Raw genomic sequence first — 21,958 nt, 5'->3', positions numbered from 1 at the left:
GAGGAAAGGAAAGTATATGACAACACATTCAGCCTGTGACTTATGTGATTTAAATAAAGCTGCTGATTTAAAAAAGTTGGGCAATCTATCAGGTAAATACGATTATGCTATTGCGCTGGCAGGAAATCCCAATACTGGAAAAAGCACCATATTTAATGCACTTACAGGACTTAAACAACATACAGGAAACTGGCCTGGAAAAACAGTAACCCGAGCAGAAGGAAGTTTCTTATATGGAGATCAAACGTATCGATTGGTCGATTTACCAGGAACGTATTCGTTGATGTCTACTTCAGAAGATGAGGAAGTAGCGCGCGATTATATCTTATTTGGAGAACCCGATGTAACCGTAGTGGTGGTTGATGCAGGTCGATTAGAACGCCATTTGAGTTTGGTTGTTCAAATTCAGGAAATCACAACTAAAGTAGTGGTTTGTCTCAATTTGATGGACGAAGCAAAGCGACATGGAGTGGAGATTGATGTACGTGGACTATCTCGTGACTTAGGAGTTCCTGTTATTCCAACATCAGCCAGAAATAAAGAAGGAATTACCGATCTTCTGCATGCTATTGATCAAGTAGCAACGGGAAAATTTGTAGCACAACAAAAGAATATTACGGGAATATCTGGAGCATCAAGAAAAGCAGTTCAAGATATAGCTGCTGATTTATTGGCTTTGGATGCACAATTACCAAGTGTATCGTGGATTGCCATGCGTTTGATTCAACAGGATGCTAGTATTCAAACGGCTTTAGCTAGTGGTACCTTATCTGCTCATATTACGGAAGCACAAGTAGAACCAATCGTAGTTAAAGCGCAAAAGTACAACGAAGAATTAGGATTGGATTATTCTGATAATGTAGCAGGGGCAATTTTCGCACAGGTTTCAACTATTGTAAAAGGACGTGTTCAAGTAGATGATAATCAGCGAGCGTTTCGAGTGGATCGCTTGATTGATCGCGTAGTAACTAGTAAGCTTTTAGGGTTTCCTTTGATGCTTTTAATGCTCGGTGGAATACTTTGGTTGACGATTATCGGATCCAATTATCCCTCAGAAGCACTGTCTTATCTTTTATTGGAACAGCTGTATCCCTTTTTGAAAGAAGGAGCTGTGAGTTTGCATTTTCCTTGGTGGTTGAGTGGTTTTCTTGTAGATGGCGTTTACCTAGCAACGGCTTGGGTAATTGCAGTGATGTTACCTCCAATGGCCATCTTCTTTCCGCTGTTTACCCTACTGGAAGATTTTGGTTATCTACCTCGCGTTGCTTTTAATCTCGATCGTATTTTTAAAGGAGCAGGAGCCCATGGTAAACAAGCCTTGACAATGAGTATGGGGTTTGGTTGTAATGCTGCAGGAGTAGTGGCAACACGTATCATCAACAGTCCACGTGAAAAATTAATTGCGATTATTACCAATAACTTTTCGCTTTGTAATGGACGTTGGCCTACGCAAATCTTAATGGCTACTATTTTTATTGGCGCGTTAGCACCTAAATATTTAGCTCCTACTGTTTCTACTTTAGCTGTAGTAGGAATCGTAGTATTGGGAATTGCCTTTACGTTTTTTACTTCATGGATGTTATCCAAAACGATGCTCAAAGGGGAATCTTCTTTCTTTACGTTAGAATTACCCCCATATCGCCCGCCAAGAGTATGGCAGACGGTTTATACTTCTTTGATTGATCGAACGTTAATTGTTCTTTGGCGTGCGGTTGTATTTGCTGCACCTGCCGGGGCAATCATTTGGTTGGTTTGTAATATTGATGTTGCAGATAAAAGTATAGCGCTTTGGATGATTGAAGGATTAAATCCCTTTGCTGTTCTGATTGGATTGAATGGCGTGATTTTATTGGCTTATATTGTAGCAATTCCGGCCAATGAAATTGTAATCCCTACAATTTTAATGCTTACGGCTATGGTCTTGGGTGATGCTACGTTAGGGGAAGGAGCAGGGGTGATGTTTGAAGTTTCAGACGGAGAGATTGCTACCATTTTACAAATGGCGGGATGGACTACCTTGACGGGAGTCAATCTGATGCTTTTTAGTTTATTGCACAATCCATGTAGTACAACCATCTACACAATTTATAAAGAAACACATAGTGTCAAATGGACCACAGTTGCCTCAATTTTACCGATTATCTTTGGTTTAATCGTGTGTTTTACTGTGACACAACTTTGGCATCTATTCAGTTAATACTAAAAAAAAGTCGAGTAATTTACTCGACTTTTTCTTGTTTTAGCCCTTCTCCAATGAGAATCTGCGGGCCTAAATATTTCGGTTTCTTATCAATAAAATGATCTAATATCACTTTTACTCGAGCGAATTTTTCACGCAAAAGCGTTTTGAATCCATATTTACGGGTAACATCTTGTGCATTGAATCCCACTGTTTTTAAATTCAAATGATTGGCGATGTATACCGCTCTTTCATTGTGGAAGGGTTGTGAGATAATGGTAAAAGCGTCTTCATTGAAGATGGCTTGCATGCGATAGACTGAATCTAAGGTTCTAAAACCAGCATAATCTAAATAGATATGATCTTTTGGTACCCCTCGTTCAATCAAGGCTTCTTCCATGTCTTTGGGTTCATTGTAATTTTCGCGACTATTATCTCCACTAACGACGATGAAATCAATTTTACCTGCATGATACAGCTCTGCAGCTGCCTCAATGCGATAGGTGAAATAGTAATTAAGCTGGCCTCCGTTTAAATATTTCGAGGTTCCTAAAACCATACCTACTTTATGGTGAGGAACTTGATCAATTTCATCAAATAGCTGATTCTTTGTACTTGATGATACTTGTGCATTGGCCCACCAAATAAAAAGAAGTAGAGCAATACCCAATAGACCTATTCCCAGCATTATTCTTTTCATATTTTGGAATTATAACGGGATTAATACCAACGTTTTTTATTTTTTTTAGAATTCTCAGATTTACGTGAATTGGCATTTTTCGCTTTATTTCGAAAATCCTTTTTAGGAGCTGCTTCTCCTTTTTTAGGTTCTTCCTTCCAAGGGAACGGATGATCTGTAACAATTTTAGGTTGAGTACGCGTAAATTTCACGATATCTTCCCAGTATTTTTTCTCGGATTTATCGCAAAAGGAAATGGCTAAACCTTCATTTCCAGCGCGTCCTGTTCGCCCAATACGGTGTACAAAGGTCTCTGGAATATTAGGTAAATCGTAATTGATAACAATAGGCAAAGAGTCGATGTCGATTCCCCTTGCAGCGATATCTGTTGCTACTAATACTTTCGTTTCCTTTTGCTTGAAACTATCTAAAGCCTCTTGACGTAAGTTTTGCGATTTATCTCCATGAAAAGCAGCTGCATTGATTCCATTCTTTTCAAGTGATTCTACGACTGCATCAGCCCCATGTTTGGTACGTGTAAAGACTAAGACATCACTTAATTTTTGATTGCGAATCAGGTGATACAATAGCTTTTTCTTTTCTCCTTTCTCAACGAAATAGACTTGTTGCTTCACTGTTTTTGCACTGGATGAAATAGCATCAACTGCTACATATTCAGGCTTCTTTAGGAAGTTATGCGCCAATTCTCGGATTGGCAAAGGCATAGTTGCAGAAAATAATAATGTTTGTCTCGTATCCGGAGTAACCTGGATAAGTTTTTTTACATCATCAATAAATCCCATATCGAGCATTAAATCTGCTTCATCTAATACCAAGCAATGCACGTGATCTAAATTGAGGTGTTTTTGTTTGTATAAATCCAATAAACGACCAGGAGTTCCAATAATAATATCAGCTCCTTTGTTTAATTGTTCAATTTGAGGTTTGCTTGATACACCACCATAAATGGTCATTAAAGTTGCGTTGGTGTATTTAGCATATAGTGTAAAATTATCTGCAATTTGTTGCGCTAATTCTCGTGTTGGTGTTACCACTAATACACGGGCATTTTTTGTGCGTTTGGTATTGCCTAAGCGATGAAGATAATGTAAAATAGGCATGGCAAAAGCAGCTGTTTTTCCCGTTCCTGTTTGGGCGCAACCAATAACATCCTTCTCTTGTAAAACCAAGGGAATTACTTTTTGTTGAATGGGAGTAGGAGCTTGATAGTCAAGTTCTTCAATGGCGCGTAGAATGTTTTTATTCAGTTGTAAATCTTCAAATGTCATAACCTATACTTATATTATATGACAAAGGTACGCGTTTTGGTAGCAATTAATGAAGTACCCTTCAAAAAAAGCGTGTTTTCTTATTTTTAATTGATTGTTAATTAGGGAATTGTGAAAACGAGATTTAGCGGAGTAAGGCTTGGTGAATTTCATTAAGCGTTGCACGTGCTTTCACTGCTTTAATGGCTAAGGCCAATACATTTTCACTTGGTGTTTGTATACTTTCAGTAAGGTTGGCTAACGCTTTTTCTACTTCTTTAGTTTGACGGGAAGGAATCTGGTCAACAGCTACTATCTCATCACTAGGTTTAGGTTCTACGGCAGGTTGTTTAGCAAGTTGCGTTTGAATTAGCTGTGTGAGTATGGATTGTATTCCCCCCTTATTTTCAATTTCTTGAAGGGTATCCCACGTTTTTTTAGCAATATCTTGCGTTAGTTTTTCTACATAATAACTACCTGCCCAGGGATCAACTGTTTTACAACTTTTGATTTCTTCCATTAAAAAACGCTGCATTTGACCTGCAGTAAGCCCCGTTGATGGAGTAGGAGGTAGTTGCAAGTGAAGTGCTTGTGTACCACCAAAAATAGCAGCAGTGGCTTCTACAGTTGCTGGACCTAAGGCCTCCATCGCTTCATTCGAATCCAAAGGGATTGGTAGCGTTTGTGTGCGGATAGATAAGGCAAGTGCTTGCTCATTCTTCACGTTCAAAGACTTGAGTAATTTCGCCCATAGTCCACGAGCAGCTCTCATTTTAGCTAGTGTTGTAAAATGATGTGTATCTGTAGACCAAGCATATGAAAGATGCGTAGCTAAATAATCAACCGAAATAGCAGGTGTTGCAATGGCCTTAATTTGATCAACCCCATGTGCTAAACTATAGGCAAGCTCTTGATCAGCTGGTAGTTTAAGTAACTGAAAGGCTTTGTTGGAAAGAGAAAGCGCATTGAATGCAGGGTGATGCTGATGCATGTACCCACTGATATCCGCAACTAGTTGATGTGCTGTTTCTAAAGTGTATAATCCGTTCGAGGTAAAAACGGGTAATACTAAATCATAGTGTACATGACCCGATAAGGATTTTCCATCAAAACCCAGTTCTTCAGCTGCTGCTAAGTAACAAGCCAATAAAGGTAAAATACTTTCATCGGTATACAGTGAAACAGCTATTTCATGGAGAGGGAGTTGATCTAGTAAGACTTTCATCTCTTCAATGGAATGAATTGTATTTTGCTGTTGGGATGGATTGGAAACAAGCATGATTTCCTTTTGTCCTTGCTGAATCTGATTGCGATAAACCTGATTGCATTTTTCCAGGGTTGAACTTTGTGGAACTTGATTGCTTTGCCACGGTTGTAGCACATACATAGTTGGAGAAATTCCTCGTACATACGGAGCAAATCCAGCAGCATAGTGAAAGTCGTCTTCTCCATCTGTTTGCTGGTTGGCAATATCCTCAATAGCGATAGGAACAGGGGAAGCTGATTTTGTTTCGAATAGAGTAGAATCTATTTTTAAATGCTGTAAATCCTTTCTTTTCATAACGAATAATCTTAGTTGTTTTCCTCTGTTAATCGATGTTGTTCGTAGCTTTCTGCTAGGCGTTTCTCTATGATTGGGGCAATGAGTGTTTTGCGTGGTTTTTGTTTGACAAAAGGAAAAAGTTCCAATTGAGCCTGTATCTTTTCGTTGGGATTGGCTTGTAGATTAGTACCTACTAAAATTTCCTTTTGCGTCTGGAACAGCTGTTGTTCTTTTGCTGCTGCTTCCTCAATTTTGCGTTGAATTGTTCCTTCGTGAAAAGAGGTGATTAAACCATCTGCTTTTTCAATCTGTTTGATAATCTCTAACGCCTTTTCAGCAATTTGCTTGGTTAATTCCTCTATATAATAAGCGCCTGCTGTAGGGTTGTCAACGGCTTGGAAATCATTGTCTTTTTTTAATGTGAGTAGCTGATTTCTTGCGATTTGTTGACTCGCGTAATTTTCTTTTCGATAGAGTGCATCATAAGGTAGATTTCCAACAAAATCCGCCCCTCCTAAAATAGCACTCATACATTCTGTTGTCGTGCGGAGAGCATTGATTGATGCCCCATACAGTGTTTTATTTCGCTTGGTAGGTAGGCTGATAATCCTTACTACTCCTTGAGGTACTTGATATTCTTGTGCAACTAAATCAAAAAGCAAACGCAAGGCTTTGAGTTTTGCCATCTCAAAAAAGTAATTGGACCCCATGGCAACCTCAACAAAAATAGGTTGTCCTTGAGTCGTCACTCTTGAGAGGTATTCGTTGAAATGATTACACGCATAGGCCACTTGTTGTACAATAGTAGCCCCAGTTTGTTGATATGCTTTGGTATCAATGGTTAAGTTGACCGTTGCATATTGATGGGTTAGTGCATGAACAATTGCAAAATCTTGATTGATATTGTGAAACCAATTGCCATCTGTTACCAGTTGATAAATTGGATCAACTAAAAGATGAAGCGTATACTGATGTTGAATGGCCCATTGTGCCACGCGTTCCATATAGACTTGATCTAAAAATGAAGCTCTCAAAAAATAGGTCACTTCTCGAGGTAAAGCATCAAATAACGGTATAACATCAAGGTCAGCTGTAGCTAAAGTAAAATAAATAACTTCCGAACCCTTTTGTAACGCAGTTTTTGCATTGCTAATGGATTTCGCTATATCCTGAATATAGATAGTATGGACAATACGCCATTGTGTGTTTTGAGTAGCGATTGGGAGCGGTTGACTTTCATCCGCAGAATAAAAAGGACGTACTTTGATGCCCTCTAAACTTTCCCAAACTAAGGTTTCATTATAATTGGCTCCATTTAGTTCGTATTGAATTTTGTTCTTCCACTGTTTAGATGGAATGCTCGTAAATTCTCCGAAAAGATGATGATTCATAGGAATTAAATGTCAGGTTTACTTCGAAGATAAGGTATCAAATTCAATGATAAAAATATCTTCATTATCTCGCTTCATATAATATTTCTCTCTAGCGTATTTTTCTGTGGCATCGCCATCTTTTAAATTCTTGATGGCTTGTTTGTCCTTGTCTATTTCATTTTGGAAATAATCTCGTCTTTCTTCTAGCTTATCAATTTCTTGATCAATTGCATGATGCTCAATTAAGGAATAGCTATCAAAGAAAATAATCCAAACAAAAAAGCCAATAGTGATTAAAAAAAACGGGTTTTTCACTATTCGGATATATCTCAGTTTGCGAAGCATGCTTTTTGAATCCATTGGCTTGATTGTTATTTATTTGGTATAAAGTTAACCTATTTTCTCATTAATTACAGTACGAACAATATCAATTGCTACTGTATTGTAGGTATCATTTGGAATAATAATATCAGCATAGGCCTTTGATGGCTCGATAAACTGATCATGCATCGGTTTTAATGTGTTTTGATAGCGATTAAGTACTTCAATCATATCACGTCCACGCTCAGCAATATCGCGTTTTAATCGGCGAATTAAGCGCTCATCAGAATCTGCATGAACAAAAATCTTAATATCACATAATTCTCGCAATTCAGGATTACACAAAATTAAAATCCCTTCTACAATCATTACCTTTCTTGGATGTGTAAGAATGTAATCGTCTGTTCTGTTGTGTTTCACAAAAGAATATACGGGTTGATTCACACTTTTTCCTTCTTTTAATTCTTTTAGGTGTTGAACCAATAAATCAAAGTCAATCGATCTTGGATGGTCAAAATTGATTAAGGTTCTTTCCTCTAAACTAAGATTGTCTGTCGCTTTGTAGTACGAGTCTTGAGATATAATACCCACTTCTGTTTCAGGTAGTTCGTTCATAATTTGATGAACTACGGTTGTTTTTCCACTTCCTGTACCGCCTGCAATTCCAATAATTAACATGTTTGTTTCTATATTTTCAGCAAAAATAAACATTAATCAAAGAGGGGAAAAACATTTTTTGCGATTCGCGCATAGTTCTTCCTTTTTATTGGAGGAATAATAAGCAGGATAGAAGCTAGAGGAGTAAAAGAAGGATTGTATTGGATTATTAGCAGGAGAGGTTGTTATTTATACTTAATCTAATTTAAAAAAGTTATATTTGTCTTTCACCTCAAGGAGGAAGAAATTGATTTTTATAAATAAAGCAAGGATATATGGCTAAGAAAACTGTAGATCGAGGAATATTTACATTAAAAGAAAGAACTTATATTACGCCTCATTATATACGTATTACACTAGAAGGAAAAGATACCCAAAAGTTTAATCGTACAACAATAGGAGCGAACAATAAAATATTTTTAGCACCAGAAGGATGTGATCAAGTGTATCTACCAGAATTTGATGCTGAAAAAGGACAATGGGTACCTATGGACGAGGCTATTCGTCCTAGTGTTAGAACTTACACCCATCGTGGAATCAATTTAGAAACCAATGAATTATACGTTGATTTCGTTGCACATGGAGATGAAGGACCTGCATCCAAATGGGCGATACAAGCTCCAATTGGCGCTCAGTTAGGAGTTGCTATGGGAACGGAAGCTTCTGAATTGTATCCAGCAGCAGCGCGTTATATATTAGTAGGAGATGCTACTGCTATTCCGATCTTGGGAGCTATTTTAGAAGATTTACCTGCAGGTGCACAAGTCAAAGGATTCATTGAAATAGAAACAGAAGAAGATATTCAAGATTTAGAGACGAAAGCACAAGCCGATATCGAATGGATTATTAATCCAACACCAGGTCAACATACGTTATTAGCCGAAAAAGCATTGGCTTATATTGAAGAACAAGGAGAAATGGAATCTAAATTTGCCTATGTTGCGGCTGAGTTTTCCAATGTGAAATTATTGCGCAACTTCTTGCGCAAAGAGAAAAATTGGACCAAAGAGGAGCTATATGCTTATTCGTATTGGAAGTTTGGAAAAGCAGAAAATGTGTCAGAAGCAGATCGCCGTGCCGAAAAAGCAAGTCTAGACTAACAATAAAATGCAATACCTCCATACATGTTGTTATTGTCATTACAAAAGGTAGATTCACTATTCTATACCTTTAATTAAATCGGGAGACGAGGTCATTAGACCTCGTTTTTTTTAGCCGTTATTTTGTTTTTTCAGGAGATGGAAGGCTGTAGTTTTTAAAAACAAGTTAAATCTACCCGATGAATTGCATTATTTAGTTTGATAAGAAATAATATTTCTTACCTTTGTCGGCTGAAATAAAAATTCAAATCATTTAAGTTCTTTAGTAGCATGTTAAATCGAAGACACATTCGTATCAAGGTTATGCAGACGCTTTATGCACTGCACCAAAGTAATTCTGACCAACTTCAAACGGGTGAGAAATTTTTAAACCACAGCATGGATAGTATACAAGAGTTGTATTTATTGATGCTAACCCTCCTGATAGAAATTCGAAAAAAAGAAGAAGAATACATCGAGATTTCTCAGAAAAAACATTTAGCTACTTACGAAGAACGCAATCCAAACAAAAAATTTATCGAAAACCAAGTACTCGACTTATTGAGTAATTCTGCTTCTATTAGCAATAAGGTAGAAGAGAGAAGCATGGTGTATTGGCAAAGAAAAGACCATTACGTTCAGTCGATGTTGGAGGAGGTTAAAGCAAGTCAGTTGTATAAGGACTACATGAAATCTACGACACGTTCTTTTCAAGAGGATCAAGATTTCATTGTGGATTTGTACACGGAAATTATTGCGCCAAATGATAAAATTTACGACTTTTTAGAAGATACGAAGTTAACATGGGCAGATGATTTTCCTGTGGTAAATACCTTGATTCAAAAGCAATTGAGACAGTTGAAAAACAAGGAACAAGCCTTTTTTGTACCGAAAGTTTTCAAAGATTCAGAAGATAAAGATTTTGCTATGGATTTATTCCGCAGAACATTCTTAAATGGTGCTGAATTGGCTAAAGAATACGATGGTAAAACACCAAATTGGGATATTGAGCGTATTGCTGCTATTGATATTGTGGTATTAAAAATGGCTATTTGCGAGATGTTGCGTTTTTCTTCGATCCCAGTAAAAGTTACGATAAATGAATATTTAGAGGTGGTGAAAGAGTATTCTACGCCAAAAAGTAGTATATTTATCAACGGTATCCTTGATGCTATATCGAAAGAATTAGAAACTCAAGGTCGATTGAATAAAATTGGAAAAGGACTTTTATAAGACGAATTAACCATAATAACTATAACTGAGATGAAAAAAGTATTTATGTTGTCTTGCGTGGCTTTATTAACCATGACAGCTTGTAAAAAGAATGATGCATCAAGTCGTATTAGCGAAGATAATGTGGCAAAAGTAGAGCAAGATGCTGTAACGAAACAAAACCAAGGTAGCCCTAAGATGGAGTTTGCAGAACTTTTACATGATTTTGGGACGATTGGAAATAATGAAGCAGTAGAAACAGAATTCGAATTTACGAATACAGGAAATGCAGATTTAGTTATTATTGATGCTCGTGCTACTTGTGGATGTACAGTACCAGAATATCAAAAAACACCAATTAAACCAGGAGAAAAATCAAAACTAAAAGTTAGATTTCAAACAGGAGCAGTTGGACAACAACAAAAGACCGTTACTTTAACAACGAATACAGAAAAAGGAGAGGAGTTACTAACGATCAAAGCTAACGTTTCTCCGGCAAACTAATTTTTTAATACTTATATTTTATGGAAGGTATACAACAATTTTTACCTATGATTTTCATCTTTGTTGCGATTTATTTCTTTATGATTCGCCCGCAACAAAAGAAAATGAAACAAGAAAAGACATACGAAGCTAGTTTAAAAGTAGGAGATCGTATTGTAACTAAATCAGGTTTACACGGAAGAATTGCTGAGTTAAATGAATTAACAGTTGTTGTAGAAACAATGGCAGGAAAACTATTAATGGAGCGTTCTGCTATTTCTATGGATATGAGCCAAAAGCTTCAAGATAAGAAATAATTATACCTAGTATAAATAAAAAAGTAGGCATTGCTTTCGCAATGCCTATTTTTTTATGTGATAGGGAGTGAACAATCTTGGTATTCGTGATATTCACCTCTCCATGTATTTTTAGTCCTTTTTGATGGAATCGAAATAGAGAATCAAATCGATTAAACGAGAGGAATATCCAATTTCATTATCATACCATCCCACTACTTTAACCATGCGATCAAGAACAGAAGTCAGCTGTGCATCAAATAAACAAGAATGTGTATTGCCAATGACATCTACAGAAACGATAGGATCTTCTGTATAGGCTAAAATTCCTTTCAATTCATTTTCTGCTGCGTCCTTAAAAGCTTGATTGATTTCTTCAATGGTTATTTCGCGTTGAACATAGCACGTAATATCTGTTAGTGAACCATCTGGAACCGGAACTCGAATTCCCCCTCCGCCAATTTTCCCTTCGTATTCAGGAAAAATCTTTGTTAAGGCTTTCGCTGCACCTGTGGTAGTAGGCACAATAGATTGTGCAGCTCCGCGGGCTCTTCGCAAGTCTTTATGTGGTTGATCGTGTAAACTTTGATCGGTGGTATAGGAATGAACCGTTGTGATGTAGGCTTGTTCCATCCCACATAACTTTTTGATGATCTTTACCATTGGAGCTGCATTATTTGTTGTACAGCTCGCATTGGAAACAATGCGTTCTTCTCCCGTTAAGATCTGTTCATTTACCCCTAAAACAATTGTTTTGATTTCATTGTCTTCGGGTGGGACAGATAAAATTACACGTTTTGCTCCTTGTTGAATATGTTCTGCTAATAGGGCTGTTGTTTTGCGTTTTCCCGTTGCCTCCACAACATAGTCAATCTCCAGTTCTGCCCAAGGTAGGTCTGCAATTTCCTTTGAACTAAAATAAGGTATTTTTTGTTGGTTGATGATGAGGTGATTGTCATCATGGGAAACATCCGCTTGGAAAATACCGTGAATGCTATCGTACTTAACCAAATGTGCCATTGTGTGCACATCAGCTAAATCGTTTATAGCGACAACTTCAATGACAGGATGATTGAGCAATAACTTGAATAGATTTCGACCAATGCGTCCAAATCCATTAATTGCAACTTTAATTTTTTTCATTGGTTGTAAAAGAAGATGGTCGCCAAGCAGCGACCATCAATATTATAATTATAAAAGATGTTTTTGAGCTTTGTATGATGAACGTACTAGTGCACCACTTTCAACGTGTCTGAAACCTAATTCTAATCCGATTTCTTCGTATTTTTTGAATTGTTCAGGTGTGATGAATTCTTTTACTGGTAAGTGTTTTTTACTTGGTTGTAAATATTGACCAATAGTTAAAACATCTAATCCCACTGCTCTTAAATCGTGCATGGTTTGGATTACTTCTTCTTCTGTTTCACCTAAACCTAACATAATTCCGGACTTGGTGCGTTTAGCGCCATTGTCTTTTAAATATTTTAATACGCCTAAACTGCGATCGTATTTGGCTTGAATTCGAACCTCTCTTGTTAAGCGACGAACCGTTTCCATGTTGTGTGAAATTACTTCCGGCGCTACTTCTAAGATACGATCCAATAAGCGTTCTTCTCCTTGGAAGTCTGGAATTAATGTTTCCATTGTTGTTCCAGGGCTAATACGACGAACAGCCTTCACTGTTTCTGACCATATAATAGAACCTCCATCTTTTAAATCATCTCGGTCAACACTAGTTAATACGGCGTGTTTGATATTCATTAATTTAATAGAGCGAGCAACTTTGTCTGGTTCATCCCAATCCACTGTTTCCGGACGTCCTGTCTTTACTCCACAGAAACCACATGAACGCGTACAGATATTACCTAAAATCATAAAAGTAGCTGTTCCTTCTCCCCAACATTCTCCCATATTTGGACAACTACCAGAGGTACAAATGGTGTGCAATTTATATTTGTCAACCAACCCTCTTAATTCAGTATATTTTTTACCTGTAGGCAATTTTACACGTAACCATTTTGGTTTGGCCTGTGGTTGTATATTTTTGTCTAAGATTGTATCCATACTTTCATTTTATCAAAGTACAAATATACTGAAATCTTCTCTTTTATCTTTGGTTTTTTCGGAATTATAAAACTGTGTAGATTCCTTTTATCTACTTGGATTTCTTGTTCTTTTTTGAGGATATTCTTGCTGAAAACGCGCATTTAAAGTCAAAGTAGGTCAGAATTAAATCCATTTAAGCATGGACATGTACGCCCTAATGTGTATTTTTGAGTTTATAAAATAACGCTATGGGATTATTCAATTGGCTGAAAAAAGAGAAGCCACAACCAGAAAAAGAAACACCAAGTACAACGGAGCAAAATGATAGCCTATTATTGGCTATGCCCATGTTTGAAAAAGGGGGTACGTACAGTATTGAGGCTGTATTGCAAAACCTACAGGAAGAGTGGGGATATCAAGTAGAAGGAACGGATTACAATGATACCACGGCAGTATTGACAGTTGAAGGAACGATGTTTGCTATTGCTTTTATGCCAGCACCAATCCCTACAGAAGACATTCAGAACACAGCTCAATATGCTTATAATTGGAAAAGTGTAGTAGAGGATGTGCAAGAGGTCGATAGTCATGCAATTGTTTCGGTGTTAAGCGGACCAATGGATACGGTGGAAAGACATTTATTGCTTTCGCGTATTTTGTATGCAATCATCGCAACAACACCAAGCTGTGTAGGGGTATACCAAGGCAGTCAAACCTTGCTAATTCCGCGTGCTCAATATTTGGATTATTATGAAGAAATGAAAGAAGGAAAAGTATTAGTTCCTTTATGGGTTTATATTGGTTTGCGCAGTACGGAAGAAGGAAATAGTATCTATACGTATGGTTTGGCGGATTTCGGGAAACAGGAATTAGAAGTGGTCAACTCAAGTTTAGAACTAGAAGAATTGTATTCTTTTATTGTGAATATATGTTCGTATGTAATTGGAAGTGATGTCGTGTTTAAACATGGCGAAACGTTGGGGTATACTGCAGAACAAAAGATAAATATCACTTCTTCTACGGGTGTATTTGTAGAAGGAGAAACATTGAAGTTAGCGATGTAAGACAGTAAACGCTATTCTTTTTCAAAGGATAGCGTTTTTCTTTTCCTAGTGGTTCAAATAAAAAAATAGCAAAAGTGTTTTTATTGAAATAGGAAGGAAATAGTAATGTAACTTAGAGGCTTCTAATAAAAAAGAACTAATAGTAGATAATATTGGTTAAAAGTAAAAAATGCCTAGTGAAAAGGTGTTTTTATAACAGAAAAATTCAAAGCCTGAAATTAGAATATATTAAAAAATAAAAGGCTTGCTTGGTTAAAAGATGTAGGAAACCTATATTTGGTATTAAATATTTATACAAACTCAAAAGAAATGGAAGATAATCTGAAGTTAACACCAGCAGATAAATGGATTGTAGCCCCCGTAAGTAAATTTATGCGAAAATCTACATCTGGTGGGATTGTGTTGTTCGTTGCTGCTTTGATTGCCATCTTTATGGCTAACTCTGCATGGGCAGATCAATACACCGCTTTTTGGGAAGGAAATCACATTGCTTTTTCATTTAATGACTTTTCATTGAATCACTCGTTGAAACATTGGGTGAATGATGGATTGATGGCAATCTTTTTCTTCGTTGTTGGTTTAGAATTGAAAAGAGAGTTGACCACAGGTGAGCTATCTTCTCCTAAAAAGGCAATGTTACCTATTATTGCTGCTATTGGAGGAATGGTTGTACCTGCTTCTATGTACGCTATTTTTAATGCAGGAACAGACGCAGCTCACGGCTGGGGAATTCCTATGGCAACGGATATTGCTTTTGCATTAGGTGTGCTTTATTTATTAGGAGATAAAGTACCGACGTCATTGAAAGTTTTCTTAACAGCTCTTGCTATTGCGGATGATTTAGGTGCTGTCCTAGTGATTGCTGTCTTTTATACGGAGCAATTGTCCTTAATTAATTTAGGTATTGGATTGGGCTTTTTTGGCTTGTTGATTATCAGTAATATATTAGGTGTTCGCAATACCGTTTATTACGCGATTATAGGAATTGGTGGAATCTGGTTGGCTTTTATGCTATCTGGTGTTCACGCTACTATTGCTGCTGTTTTAGCTGCTTTTGCTATTCCATCAACAGCTAAAATTAACGAACCGTTCTTCCGTAAAAAGATGAAAGAACTACAAAATAAATTCAACAGTATTGATCCTGATGATAAGATTCCGACTTTAACGGGAGATCAAATGGATTGCGTAGAAGAGATAAAAGATTTGGCAACTAACAGTTTGCCACCAGCCATTCGATTAGAACACAGCATGCACAATTTCGTAGCGTTCTTTGTGATGCCTGTTTTTGCCTTAGCCAATGCTGCTATTCCAATTAGTACAGGAGGAGGAGAAGGATTAAGCGCAGTCACGTTAGGTGTTGCCCTAGGTTTATTAATAGGAAAGGTTTTAGGGGTATTTGGGTTAACCGCTTTGATTATTAAATTCGGAGTCGTGAAAATGCCGACGGGAATGACCTATAAAAACTTATTTGGATTAGGGTTATTAGCCTCGATTGGATTTACAATGTCCTTGTTCGTAACAGAATTAGCCTTTGATATTAATTTGCACCCTGAGTTTCCAGGTCAGGCGAAATTGGGAATCTTAATTGCTTCTGGTTTAGGAGGGTTGTTGGGATTCATCGTTTTGAGTTTGGCGGCTAAAGCAAAGAAATAATAGTATCGTCATCATATTAAAAAAGCCGAAGATTAGTCTTCGGCTTTTTTTATGAATTGAAATTTAGTCTTTCTTTTTCTTTGCTGCACGTTTTGCATCAACGGCGCGGTTTCTTGGTTTGGTTTTTCTTGGTTTTCTCTTTCCAGGACCACCTAGATTAACTTTGGTATTTTTTTCTTTTTTCGCGTGAAAAGCAGCTCCTTTTTCAAGTGGCTTTTTCGCTTTAACCAATTGCTTGGCTTTTAGTTTCGATTGTTCAAACTCCATTAATTTGTCTGATACTTCGACTGCTGAAGGAAGTTCGATTTCTCTTAATTCTTTCTCCATTAAGTCTTCCGCTTCCAATAACATTTCCTCTTCTTTAGGATCCACAATAGAGATGGCAATTCCCGTTTTATCCGCACGTCCAGTACGTCCAATACGGTGAATATATTGCTCTGGAGAATCTGTAAATTGCAAGTTGATCACGTGGCTAATATCAGAGATATCCAATCCACGAGCCATGATATCTGTGGTTACCAATCCACGTAATTCATTGGCTTGAAACTCCGCCATAGAACGCAAACGGAAGTTTTGTGATTTATTGGAGTGAATAACCGTAAACTCTTCTGGAAAAGCCTCTTCCAATCGCTCCATCACCACATCTGCTAAACGTTTGCTGTTAATGAAAATCAATACGCGATTGAAAACTTCTTTGTCATGCAATAAATGCATCAATAAGTTCATTTTGGTATTGAAGTTTGGAACGCGATACAATTGTTGATCAATTTGTTCTAGCGGTGTTCCCGAAGCGGCTAATGAAACTTCTTCAGGAAAATCAAAGAAGTCTTCCAGTACCTCATCTACTTCTTCTGTCATCGTCGCAGAAAACAAAATATTTTGTTTTTTGTTGCGCATCATAGCTAAGATAGAAGTAAGTTGGGTTCTAAATCCTAAGTTTAATATTTCGTCAAATTCGTCAATGACTAGTTTTTGTAAGTTGTCAAAACGCAGGACACCATCTAAGGCTAAGTCCATCATACGACCCGGTGTTCCCACTAAAATATCAACACCATCATAAACGGCTTTGCGTTGTGTATTAATATTGGTTCCTCCATAAATACCTAAGGAGCGAATCGACATATACTGCGTCAGTTTATTTACTTCATCAACAACCTGAACAACTAATTCACGTGTTGGTACAATAATAACAACGCGTGGTGTATCCACATGGGCAAATTTCCATTGTTTTAAAATGGGAAGTAAATAAGCATAAGTTTTACCCGTACCTGTTTGGGCAATCCCCATCACATCTCTTCCTGAAAGAATAACAGGAAATGATTTGGATTGAATAGGTGTTGGCGTAGTAATTTGAAGCTCATCTAGGGCTTTTTGTAAAGCTTTCGGTAGATTAAATTGCTCGAAAGTATGCATAAAATATCTTATTTGGACAAAGATACGTTTTTTTATGCTTGTAGTAAGTATTGGAATTAAATTGGATGAAAGACAAGTGTATAAATTACAAAATCTTTTTGATTACGCGTAATTTATGAGTGTGTTTTCCTGAATCTACATTGTAAATACCCAAATGATCCAAACGGTCAATGCGCACTTTACCATGTGCGTGAATGATGTAGTTATTCTCCATGATAATGCCGACATGGATGATATTTCCTTCTGCATTGTCAAAAAAGGCTAAGTCTCCAGCTTCACTTTCTTCAATAAAACTCAGTGCTTCTCCTATGGTTGCTTGTTGCGAGGCATCACGAGGAATGATATGGCCATTGATTTTATAGACCATTTGTGTAAAACCAGAACAATCAATACCAAAAGGTGTTTTTCCACCCCATAGGTAGGGAGCATTTAAATACATAAAGGCTGTTTTTACGAATTGACTTTTTGTAAACGTTCCAGTGATTGAGCGCCCTTCAAAGGCAAATTTAAGCGGGTTAGTCACAGCGTGTTTTAAAACGTTGAGGTTACTACCCAATGGAATAGACATCAGTTGATTGTCTGAAGAATGGAGAAATTCTACAAAATCTCCTGCGTAGATGGGAGCCGTTTGATTTAATGTATCGTATTCACTTTTTGAAATGATTTGATACTGCTTGTTGTCCACCCATCCTTGGTATTGGTCAAAGGCCAATTCAATTTTAGACCATTTCTCTGTTTGTTCTAGTATTGTAAACAATTCTCCAAATAGCAGTTGGGATACCAATTCGCTTTTATCGCTAGGTTCTGCGCGTAGGGGAACGATCGAAAGATTACAATAGGCAAATGTCATAGAGGGTCTTTTTATTAAAGTGCAAAAATAAAGATGAGTTTGAAGAAATCAAACCCATCTTTTATTAATATTTGTTCAAATGTTTGAATTGAATTAAGCTCTTTCAATCACAATAGCAGAAGCACCACCACCACCATTACAGATAGCCGCAGCACCAATTTTAGCATTGTTTTGTTCTAATACGCTTAATAAAGTAACAACGATACGCGCTCCTGAACATCCTAGAGGGTGTCCTAAAGAAACAGCTCCACCGTTTACGTTGATTTTGTCTGTATCTAATTCTAAAAGCTTAGCATTAGCTAAACCTACTACAGAGAAAGCCTCGTTAAATTCGAAGAAATCAACATCTGAAATAGCTAAATTTGCTTTTTTCAATGCGATTGGCAATGCTTTTGCAGGTGCAGTTGTAAACCAAATTGGCTCTTGTGCAGCATCAGCATAACTTCTGATATAAGCTAGCGGTTTTAAACCTAAGTCTTTTGCTTTTTCTTCACTCATTAAAACTACAGCAGCAGCACCATCATTGATTGTTGAAGCATTGGCAGCAGTAACCGTTCCATCTTTTGTGAAAGCTGGACGCAATCCTGTGATTTTGTCTAATTTTACGTTTGAATATTCTTCGTCTTTTGAAACGATGATTGGTTCACCTCTTCTTTGTGGAACTTCTACAGGAACGATTTCCATGTCGAATTTTCCTTCTTCCCAAGCTTTAGCAGAACGCTCGTATGATTGGATAGCGAAAGCATCTTGTTCTTCTCTTGAAATGTTGTGTACTTTTGCCGTGTTGTCTGCAGCTACACCCATCGCTTGGTTGTCATAAGCATCAACAAGACCGTCATTTTGCAATCCGTCAACTAAAGTTGTAGGACCAAATTTTTGTCCGTTTCTCATGTGTACATAGTGTGGAATTAAACTCATGTTTTCCATTCCACCTGCAACAACTACCTCAGCATCTCCAGACATAATCGCTTGAGCTCCTTGCATGATCGCTTTCATTCCTGAAGCACAAACTTTATTTACTGTAGTACAAGGAACATTGCTGCTTAATCCAGCGTAAATAGCCGCTTGACGAGCAGGAGCTTGTCCAACACCTGCTTGAACAACGTTACCCATTAATACTTCGTCAACTAAATTTACGTCTAAATTAATTTTATCAATAGCGCCTTTAATTGCAGCAGCTCCTAATCTTGTTGCTGGAACTGTAGATAATGAACCTAAGAAGCTACCGATTGGTGTTCTAGCAGCAGATACAATTACTACTCTTTTACTCATAATAAATAGTGTTTATCAACCCTGTACTAACGATTATTTGGAACAAGTAAAAAATATAAACAGCGGATGCAGAGCATCGCTTTTTTAGGCTTGTGGCAAAATAAAGTCGTGTTCTTGGATATTAGTTAGATATTTTTTGATTCAATGTTAAGGACAAATATACGTTATAAATTTATTTGGCAGAATTGTAGGGGGAAATAATCCTTGATATTAACATTAATCTTGGAGAAGGGAGGATTTTACTCTGATATTTTAGAAAAAAAGTGGATAGTGTAGGGGGAGGTATGGTGTAAAAGCTGGGGTTTTGCGAGATTTTACTTTTTTATTGAAAAAAAATAAAAAAAATATGAGGCTGTATCTGCTTGATAGATAATTGATTTGTTGTTTGGGCTTGTTTTTTTTAGTTTTTTCTCGTTGAAATATTTGGAAACAACGAAAACTCGTGCTACTTTTGCATCCGCAATACAGAAGATAACTCTTCTTTAAAGCAACGGAGAGGTGCCGGAGTGGTAACGGAGCAGATTGCTAATCTGTCGACTGGTAACGGTCGCCAGGGTTCGAGTCCCTGTCTCTCCGCTTCTTCGGGGTGTAGCGTAGCCCGGTCATCGCGCCTGGTTTGGGACCAGGAGGTCGCAGGTTCGAATCCTGCCACCCCGACCACTACAAGTTAGTGTAGGGTCCAATAGCTCAGCTGGATAGAGCAACTGCCTTCTAAGCAGTAGGTCTCAGGTTCGAATCCTGATTGGATCACGAAAAAGTCTTAACGAAAGTTAGGACTTTTTTTGTTTTAACACCCTATTAAATCAGAAAAAGGGATCAAGTACAAAACTTTGAGACAGCATAAAAAAGAGTTTTTTTTAAGTAGACTTTTCCAGTTCGTATGTCCCTAAAAAGAAAAAGATTTCTTTCACATTTGTCATCCCGACGAAGGAAGGAGAAGGGGCGCATCCTATGAATCATTTTTTATTTAACGTCTACTAAGTGAAAAATTTAGTTAATCTAATAAAGAAGAGGGTTTTATCTCTAATCACTCTATGCCTCATTCTAAAGTATTTAATTTTTGTATTAAGGAATTCAACCGCTGTATGGGTACTTTTCTGCTTGAAGTTTTGGGGATATTAAAAATGATCGTGTAGATGTAAAAAATAAAAAGAAGTTGTATGTTAGTTTAATTAACTTATTTTTGCATTTAATTATCTTTAATTTTTTATAAAAATATGATAAAAAAAATAATTTATTTACTAATACCCTTGTTTGTCATGAGTTGTTCTTTTGAAGATGATCAAATTGACACCCTCCAAAAAACCAAGACAGCGAATAGTGTAAAAGAGTATAGTTTTACCAAAGAACAAGCGCATCGTTATGCTCAAATAGCCAATGATTTTGCGGTTGTTCATCTGGATGATATTTTGGGAAAAGCTTATTTCAATGCTAAAACACCTCCTTTATTTGAATTTTTTTATTACGTTTCCAAAATTGGAGATAAGGAGTATATTGCGTTATTTCTGCATGAAAAACCTTCCACAATGCACGAGTTAGATGAAGTTGTTGCGAGGGGCTATACCAATGTTATTTTTGAGATTAATTCCAAAGAAGACAACTTATATTTTCCACATTTAATTAAGATTTACCCTGCTTATGATTATCTTACAGCCAAAATAAAAAAACAGAGTCTTAAAGAAGGGGACGAGTTAGACATTCGATATTTAGTAAATATGGATGATTTCTATGGAGACGAGGTGTATTTCGAAGCATCGGAAAGGCGGTTACTACAAGCGGAAGACTTGATTGAAGAAAAAGGATTGGGAGCAATACATAAGAGTACAAGAGGGGTGACTATAAAGAATAAATGGCTACCTGAAATTATTATCACAAAATATCCTCCAGGACATCCCCCACAACCCGATGGTTCCACCCCTGTTCCACCTAGACCTAGTTGGGGTGACAGTAAAAACAGCGGTAATTCGAATGGTATACCACCTACAGGCGGCGGTGGCGGCGGGTTTGATTTTTTACGCCCAGGAGGAAAACTGATTATACAAGATCCTTTAACACCAGAAGAGGAAGAATGGGAAAGAATAAAGAATGGAGAAACAATTGTGGCGGATGTAAAAATTGATACTGCAATAAAACAATTATGGAATGTTGCAATGAATAAATTTACTAGAAATAAGGAACGACAAGAATTGGGCTTTTTTATCTTTTACAGTGCGGATTCAGGAGAATATTACCCAGGTAATATACAGCGCGGACCAATAATCACAGATCCAAGTGAACGTGCTTATCTACCGATTGCCGACTATACATTAATTCCTACCTCCAATATGCCTGCTGATGCTGTAATGGTGGCTTGGTACCATCATCACACCGCTATTGGAGAAGCAGGACGTGACAGAGAACCAGGTCCTTCAGATGAAGATATAAGAATCGGACGTGATTATGGTGTAACCGTAATTGTCAAGGATTTTGTAGGTTCTTATGATAGGGGGGAAGAGAAGAATGTGATAGAATACAGTAATAATCCTCAAGATCAAAACACAGAATTTTATTATCACCATTTAAACTAATAC

At 37.1% G+C, this 21,958-nt stretch carries 19 protein-coding genes and 3 tRNA genes; 11 read left to right on the top strand and 11 right to left on the bottom strand.

Features of this window, described 5'->3' with window-relative positions:
* Nucleotides 1–16 precede the first annotated feature (16 nt).
* On the top strand, nucleotides 17–2,197 hold the full coding sequence (gene feoB, locus M2306_RS10555) for a ferrous iron transport protein B (RefSeq protein WP_259190914.1): 2,181 nt from the start codon (nucleotides 17–19) through the stop codon (nucleotides 2,195–2,197).
* Between the two features lie 22 nt (nucleotides 2,198–2,219).
* On the opposite strand, the gene M2306_RS10550 is transcribed toward feoB, so the two are convergent.
* The 6 genes from M2306_RS10550 to udk all read right to left on the bottom strand — a co-directional run bounded on the left by M2306_RS10550 (nucleotide 2,220) and on the right by udk (nucleotide 8,041).
* Nucleotides 2,220–2,879, bottom strand: coding sequence for a SanA/YdcF family protein (locus M2306_RS10550; protein WP_259190912.1), 660 nt, complete (start codon nucleotides 2,877–2,879; stop codon nucleotides 2,220–2,222).
* Nucleotides 2,880–2,899: 20 nt separating this feature from the next.
* Nucleotides 2,900–4,147 (bottom strand): DEAD/DEAH box helicase, encoded by a 1,248-nt coding sequence (locus M2306_RS10545; RefSeq protein ID WP_115092666.1) that lies wholly within the window; start codon nucleotides 4,145–4,147, stop codon nucleotides 2,900–2,902.
* A gap of 124 nt (nucleotides 4,148–4,271) precedes the next feature.
* Nucleotides 4,272–5,687 (bottom strand): methylmalonyl-CoA mutase family protein, encoded by a 1,416-nt coding sequence (locus M2306_RS10540; RefSeq protein WP_259190910.1) that lies wholly within the window; start codon nucleotides 5,685–5,687, stop codon nucleotides 4,272–4,274.
* Nucleotides 5,688–5,698: 11 nt separating this feature from the next.
* A complete protein-coding gene (locus tag M2306_RS10535; RefSeq protein WP_259190909.1) occupies nucleotides 5,699–7,060 on the bottom strand; it encodes a methylmalonyl-CoA mutase family protein in 1,362 nt (453 codons plus the stop codon).
* 18 nt (nucleotides 7,061–7,078) lie between these two features.
* A complete protein-coding gene (locus tag M2306_RS10530) occupies nucleotides 7,079–7,402 on the bottom strand; it encodes an FtsB family cell division protein (protein WP_002990398.1) in 324 nt (107 codons plus the stop codon).
* A gap of 30 nt (nucleotides 7,403–7,432) precedes the next feature.
* Complete coding sequence (gene udk, locus M2306_RS10525) at nucleotides 7,433–8,041, bottom strand: uridine kinase (protein WP_036462953.1); 609 nt, start codon at nucleotides 8,039–8,041, stop codon at nucleotides 7,433–7,435.
* A gap of 254 nt (nucleotides 8,042–8,295) precedes the next feature.
* On the opposite strand from udk, the gene M2306_RS10520 reads away from it, so the two are divergent.
* The 4 genes from M2306_RS10520 (at nucleotide 8,296) to yajC (ending at nucleotide 11,111) form a co-directional block, all read left to right on the top strand.
* Nucleotides 8,296–9,120 (top strand): siderophore-interacting protein, encoded by an 825-nt coding sequence (locus M2306_RS10520; RefSeq protein WP_259190908.1) that lies wholly within the window; start codon nucleotides 8,296–8,298, stop codon nucleotides 9,118–9,120.
* A gap of 270 nt (nucleotides 9,121–9,390) precedes the next feature.
* On the top strand, nucleotides 9,391–10,332 hold the full coding sequence (nusB, locus tag M2306_RS10515; RefSeq protein ID WP_259190907.1) for a transcription antitermination factor NusB: 942 nt from the start codon (nucleotides 9,391–9,393) through the stop codon (nucleotides 10,330–10,332).
* Between the two features lie 30 nt (nucleotides 10,333–10,362).
* A complete protein-coding gene (locus M2306_RS10510) occupies nucleotides 10,363–10,815 on the top strand; it encodes a DUF1573 domain-containing protein (RefSeq protein WP_115092671.1) in 453 nt (150 codons plus the stop codon).
* Between the two features lie 20 nt (nucleotides 10,816–10,835).
* Nucleotides 10,836–11,111, top strand: coding sequence for a preprotein translocase subunit YajC (gene yajC, locus M2306_RS10505; protein WP_060875016.1), 276 nt, complete (start codon nucleotides 10,836–10,838; stop codon nucleotides 11,109–11,111).
* Nucleotides 11,112–11,222: 111 nt separating this feature from the next.
* Here yajC and gap read toward each other — a convergent pair whose 3' ends face one another.
* Both gap and lipA read right to left on the bottom strand, forming a co-directional pair.
* On the bottom strand, nucleotides 11,223–12,233 hold the full coding sequence (gene gap / locus M2306_RS10500; protein ID WP_115092672.1) for a type I glyceraldehyde-3-phosphate dehydrogenase: 1,011 nt from the start codon (nucleotides 12,231–12,233) through the stop codon (nucleotides 11,223–11,225).
* Nucleotides 12,234–12,281: 48 nt separating this feature from the next.
* Nucleotides 12,282–13,154 (bottom strand): lipoyl synthase, encoded by an 873-nt coding sequence (lipA, locus tag M2306_RS10495; RefSeq protein ID WP_259190906.1) that lies wholly within the window; start codon nucleotides 13,152–13,154, stop codon nucleotides 12,282–12,284.
* 230 nt (nucleotides 13,155–13,384) lie between these two features.
* Here lipA and M2306_RS10490 point away from each other — a divergent pair, with 230 nt between their 5' ends.
* Both M2306_RS10490 and nhaA read left to right on the top strand, forming a co-directional pair.
* Nucleotides 13,385–14,200, top strand: coding sequence for a DUF4261 domain-containing protein (locus M2306_RS10490; RefSeq protein WP_259190905.1), 816 nt, complete (start codon nucleotides 13,385–13,387; stop codon nucleotides 14,198–14,200).
* Nucleotides 14,201–14,509: 309 nt separating this feature from the next.
* A complete protein-coding gene (gene nhaA, locus M2306_RS10485; protein WP_259190904.1) occupies nucleotides 14,510–15,853 on the top strand; it encodes a Na+/H+ antiporter NhaA in 1,344 nt (447 codons plus the stop codon).
* A 63-nt stretch (nucleotides 15,854–15,916) separates the two neighbouring features.
* On the opposite strand, the gene M2306_RS10480 is transcribed toward nhaA, so the two are convergent.
* The 3 genes from M2306_RS10480 to M2306_RS10470 form a co-directional block, all read right to left on the bottom strand.
* Nucleotides 15,917–17,266, bottom strand: coding sequence for a DEAD/DEAH box helicase (locus M2306_RS10480; RefSeq protein WP_115092675.1), 1,350 nt, complete (start codon nucleotides 17,264–17,266; stop codon nucleotides 15,917–15,919).
* A gap of 85 nt (nucleotides 17,267–17,351) precedes the next feature.
* Nucleotides 17,352–18,116: a C40 family peptidase gene (locus M2306_RS10475; RefSeq protein ID WP_115092676.1), complete on the bottom strand. Its 765-nt coding sequence runs from the start codon at nucleotides 18,114–18,116 to the stop codon at nucleotides 17,352–17,354.
* 93 nt (nucleotides 18,117–18,209) lie between these two features.
* Nucleotides 18,210–19,388, bottom strand: a complete 1,179-nt coding sequence (locus M2306_RS10470) for an acetyl-CoA C-acyltransferase (RefSeq protein WP_002990426.1) — start codon at nucleotides 19,386–19,388, stop codon at nucleotides 18,210–18,212.
* Nucleotides 19,389–19,880: 492 nt separating this feature from the next.
* Here M2306_RS10470 and M2306_RS10465 point away from each other — a divergent pair.
* From M2306_RS10465 to M2306_RS10450, 4 genes are all read left to right on the top strand, one after another.
* Nucleotides 19,881–19,964: transfer RNA gene (locus M2306_RS10465), tRNA-Ser, on the top strand.
* A 6-nt stretch (nucleotides 19,965–19,970) separates the two neighbouring features.
* Nucleotides 19,971–20,048: transfer RNA gene (locus M2306_RS10460), tRNA-Pro, on the top strand.
* Between the two features lie 16 nt (nucleotides 20,049–20,064).
* Nucleotides 20,065–20,138, top strand: a tRNA-Arg gene (locus M2306_RS10455).
* 467 nt (nucleotides 20,139–20,605) lie between these two features.
* The gene (locus M2306_RS10450) at nucleotides 20,606–21,955 is read left to right on the top strand and encodes a hypothetical protein (protein ID WP_259190903.1); all 1,350 of its coding nucleotides are present in this window, start codon (nucleotides 20,606–20,608) and stop codon (nucleotides 21,953–21,955) included.
* Nucleotides 21,956–21,958 lie beyond the last annotated feature (3 nt).

Source organism: Myroides gitamensis, assembly GCF_029894455.1.
Lineage (GTDB): Bacteria > Bacteroidota > Bacteroidia > Flavobacteriales > Flavobacteriaceae > Flavobacterium > Flavobacterium odoratum.
This window is presented reverse-complemented; position numbering and strand designations above follow the sequence as displayed.

Bases quoted from the DNA above. Each gene is read 5' to 3' on its own strand.
- feoB (WP_259190914.1), top strand. From the start codon at position 17: ATGACAACACATTCAGCCTGTGACTTATGTGATTTAAATAAAGCTGCT.
- M2306_RS10550 (WP_259190912.1), bottom strand. From the start codon at position 2,879: ATGAAAAGAATAATGCTGGGAATAGGTCTATTGGGTATTGCTCTACTT.
- M2306_RS10545 (WP_115092666.1), bottom strand. From the start codon at position 4,147: ATGACATTTGAAGATTTACAACTGAATAAAAACATTCTACGCGCCATT.
- M2306_RS10540 (WP_259190910.1), bottom strand. From the start codon at position 5,687: ATGAAAAGAAAGGATTTACAGCATTTAAAAATAGATTCTACTCTATTC.
- M2306_RS10535 (WP_259190909.1), bottom strand. From the start codon at position 7,060: ATGAATCATCATCTTTTCGGAGAATTTACGAGCATTCCATCTAAACAG.
- M2306_RS10530 (WP_002990398.1), bottom strand. From the start codon at position 7,402: ATGGATTCAAAAAGCATGCTTCGCAAACTGAGATATATCCGAATAGTG.
- udk (WP_036462953.1), bottom strand. From the start codon at position 8,041: ATGTTAATTATTGGAATTGCAGGCGGTACAGGAAGTGGAAAAACAACC.
- M2306_RS10520 (WP_259190908.1), top strand. From the start codon at position 8,296: ATGGCTAAGAAAACTGTAGATCGAGGAATATTTACATTAAAAGAAAGA.
- nusB (WP_259190907.1), top strand. From the start codon at position 9,391: ATGTTAAATCGAAGACACATTCGTATCAAGGTTATGCAGACGCTTTAT.
- M2306_RS10510 (WP_115092671.1), top strand. From the start codon at position 10,363: ATGAAAAAAGTATTTATGTTGTCTTGCGTGGCTTTATTAACCATGACA.
- yajC (WP_060875016.1), top strand. From the start codon at position 10,836: ATGGAAGGTATACAACAATTTTTACCTATGATTTTCATCTTTGTTGCG.
- gap (WP_115092672.1), bottom strand. From the start codon at position 12,233: ATGAAAAAAATTAAAGTTGCAATTAATGGATTTGGACGCATTGGTCGA.
- lipA (WP_259190906.1), bottom strand. From the start codon at position 13,154: ATGGATACAATCTTAGACAAAAATATACAACCACAGGCCAAACCAAAA.
- M2306_RS10490 (WP_259190905.1), top strand. From the start codon at position 13,385: ATGGGATTATTCAATTGGCTGAAAAAAGAGAAGCCACAACCAGAAAAA.
- nhaA (WP_259190904.1), top strand. From the start codon at position 14,510: ATGGAAGATAATCTGAAGTTAACACCAGCAGATAAATGGATTGTAGCC.
- M2306_RS10480 (WP_115092675.1), bottom strand. From the start codon at position 17,266: ATGCATACTTTCGAGCAATTTAATCTACCGAAAGCTTTACAAAAAGCC.
- M2306_RS10475 (WP_115092676.1), bottom strand. From the start codon at position 18,116: ATGACATTTGCCTATTGTAATCTTTCGATCGTTCCCCTACGCGCAGAA.
- M2306_RS10470 (WP_002990426.1), bottom strand. From the start codon at position 19,388: ATGAGTAAAAGAGTAGTAATTGTATCTGCTGCTAGAACACCAATCGGT.
- M2306_RS10450 (WP_259190903.1), top strand. From the start codon at position 20,606: ATGATAAAAAAAATAATTTATTTACTAATACCCTTGTTTGTCATGAGT.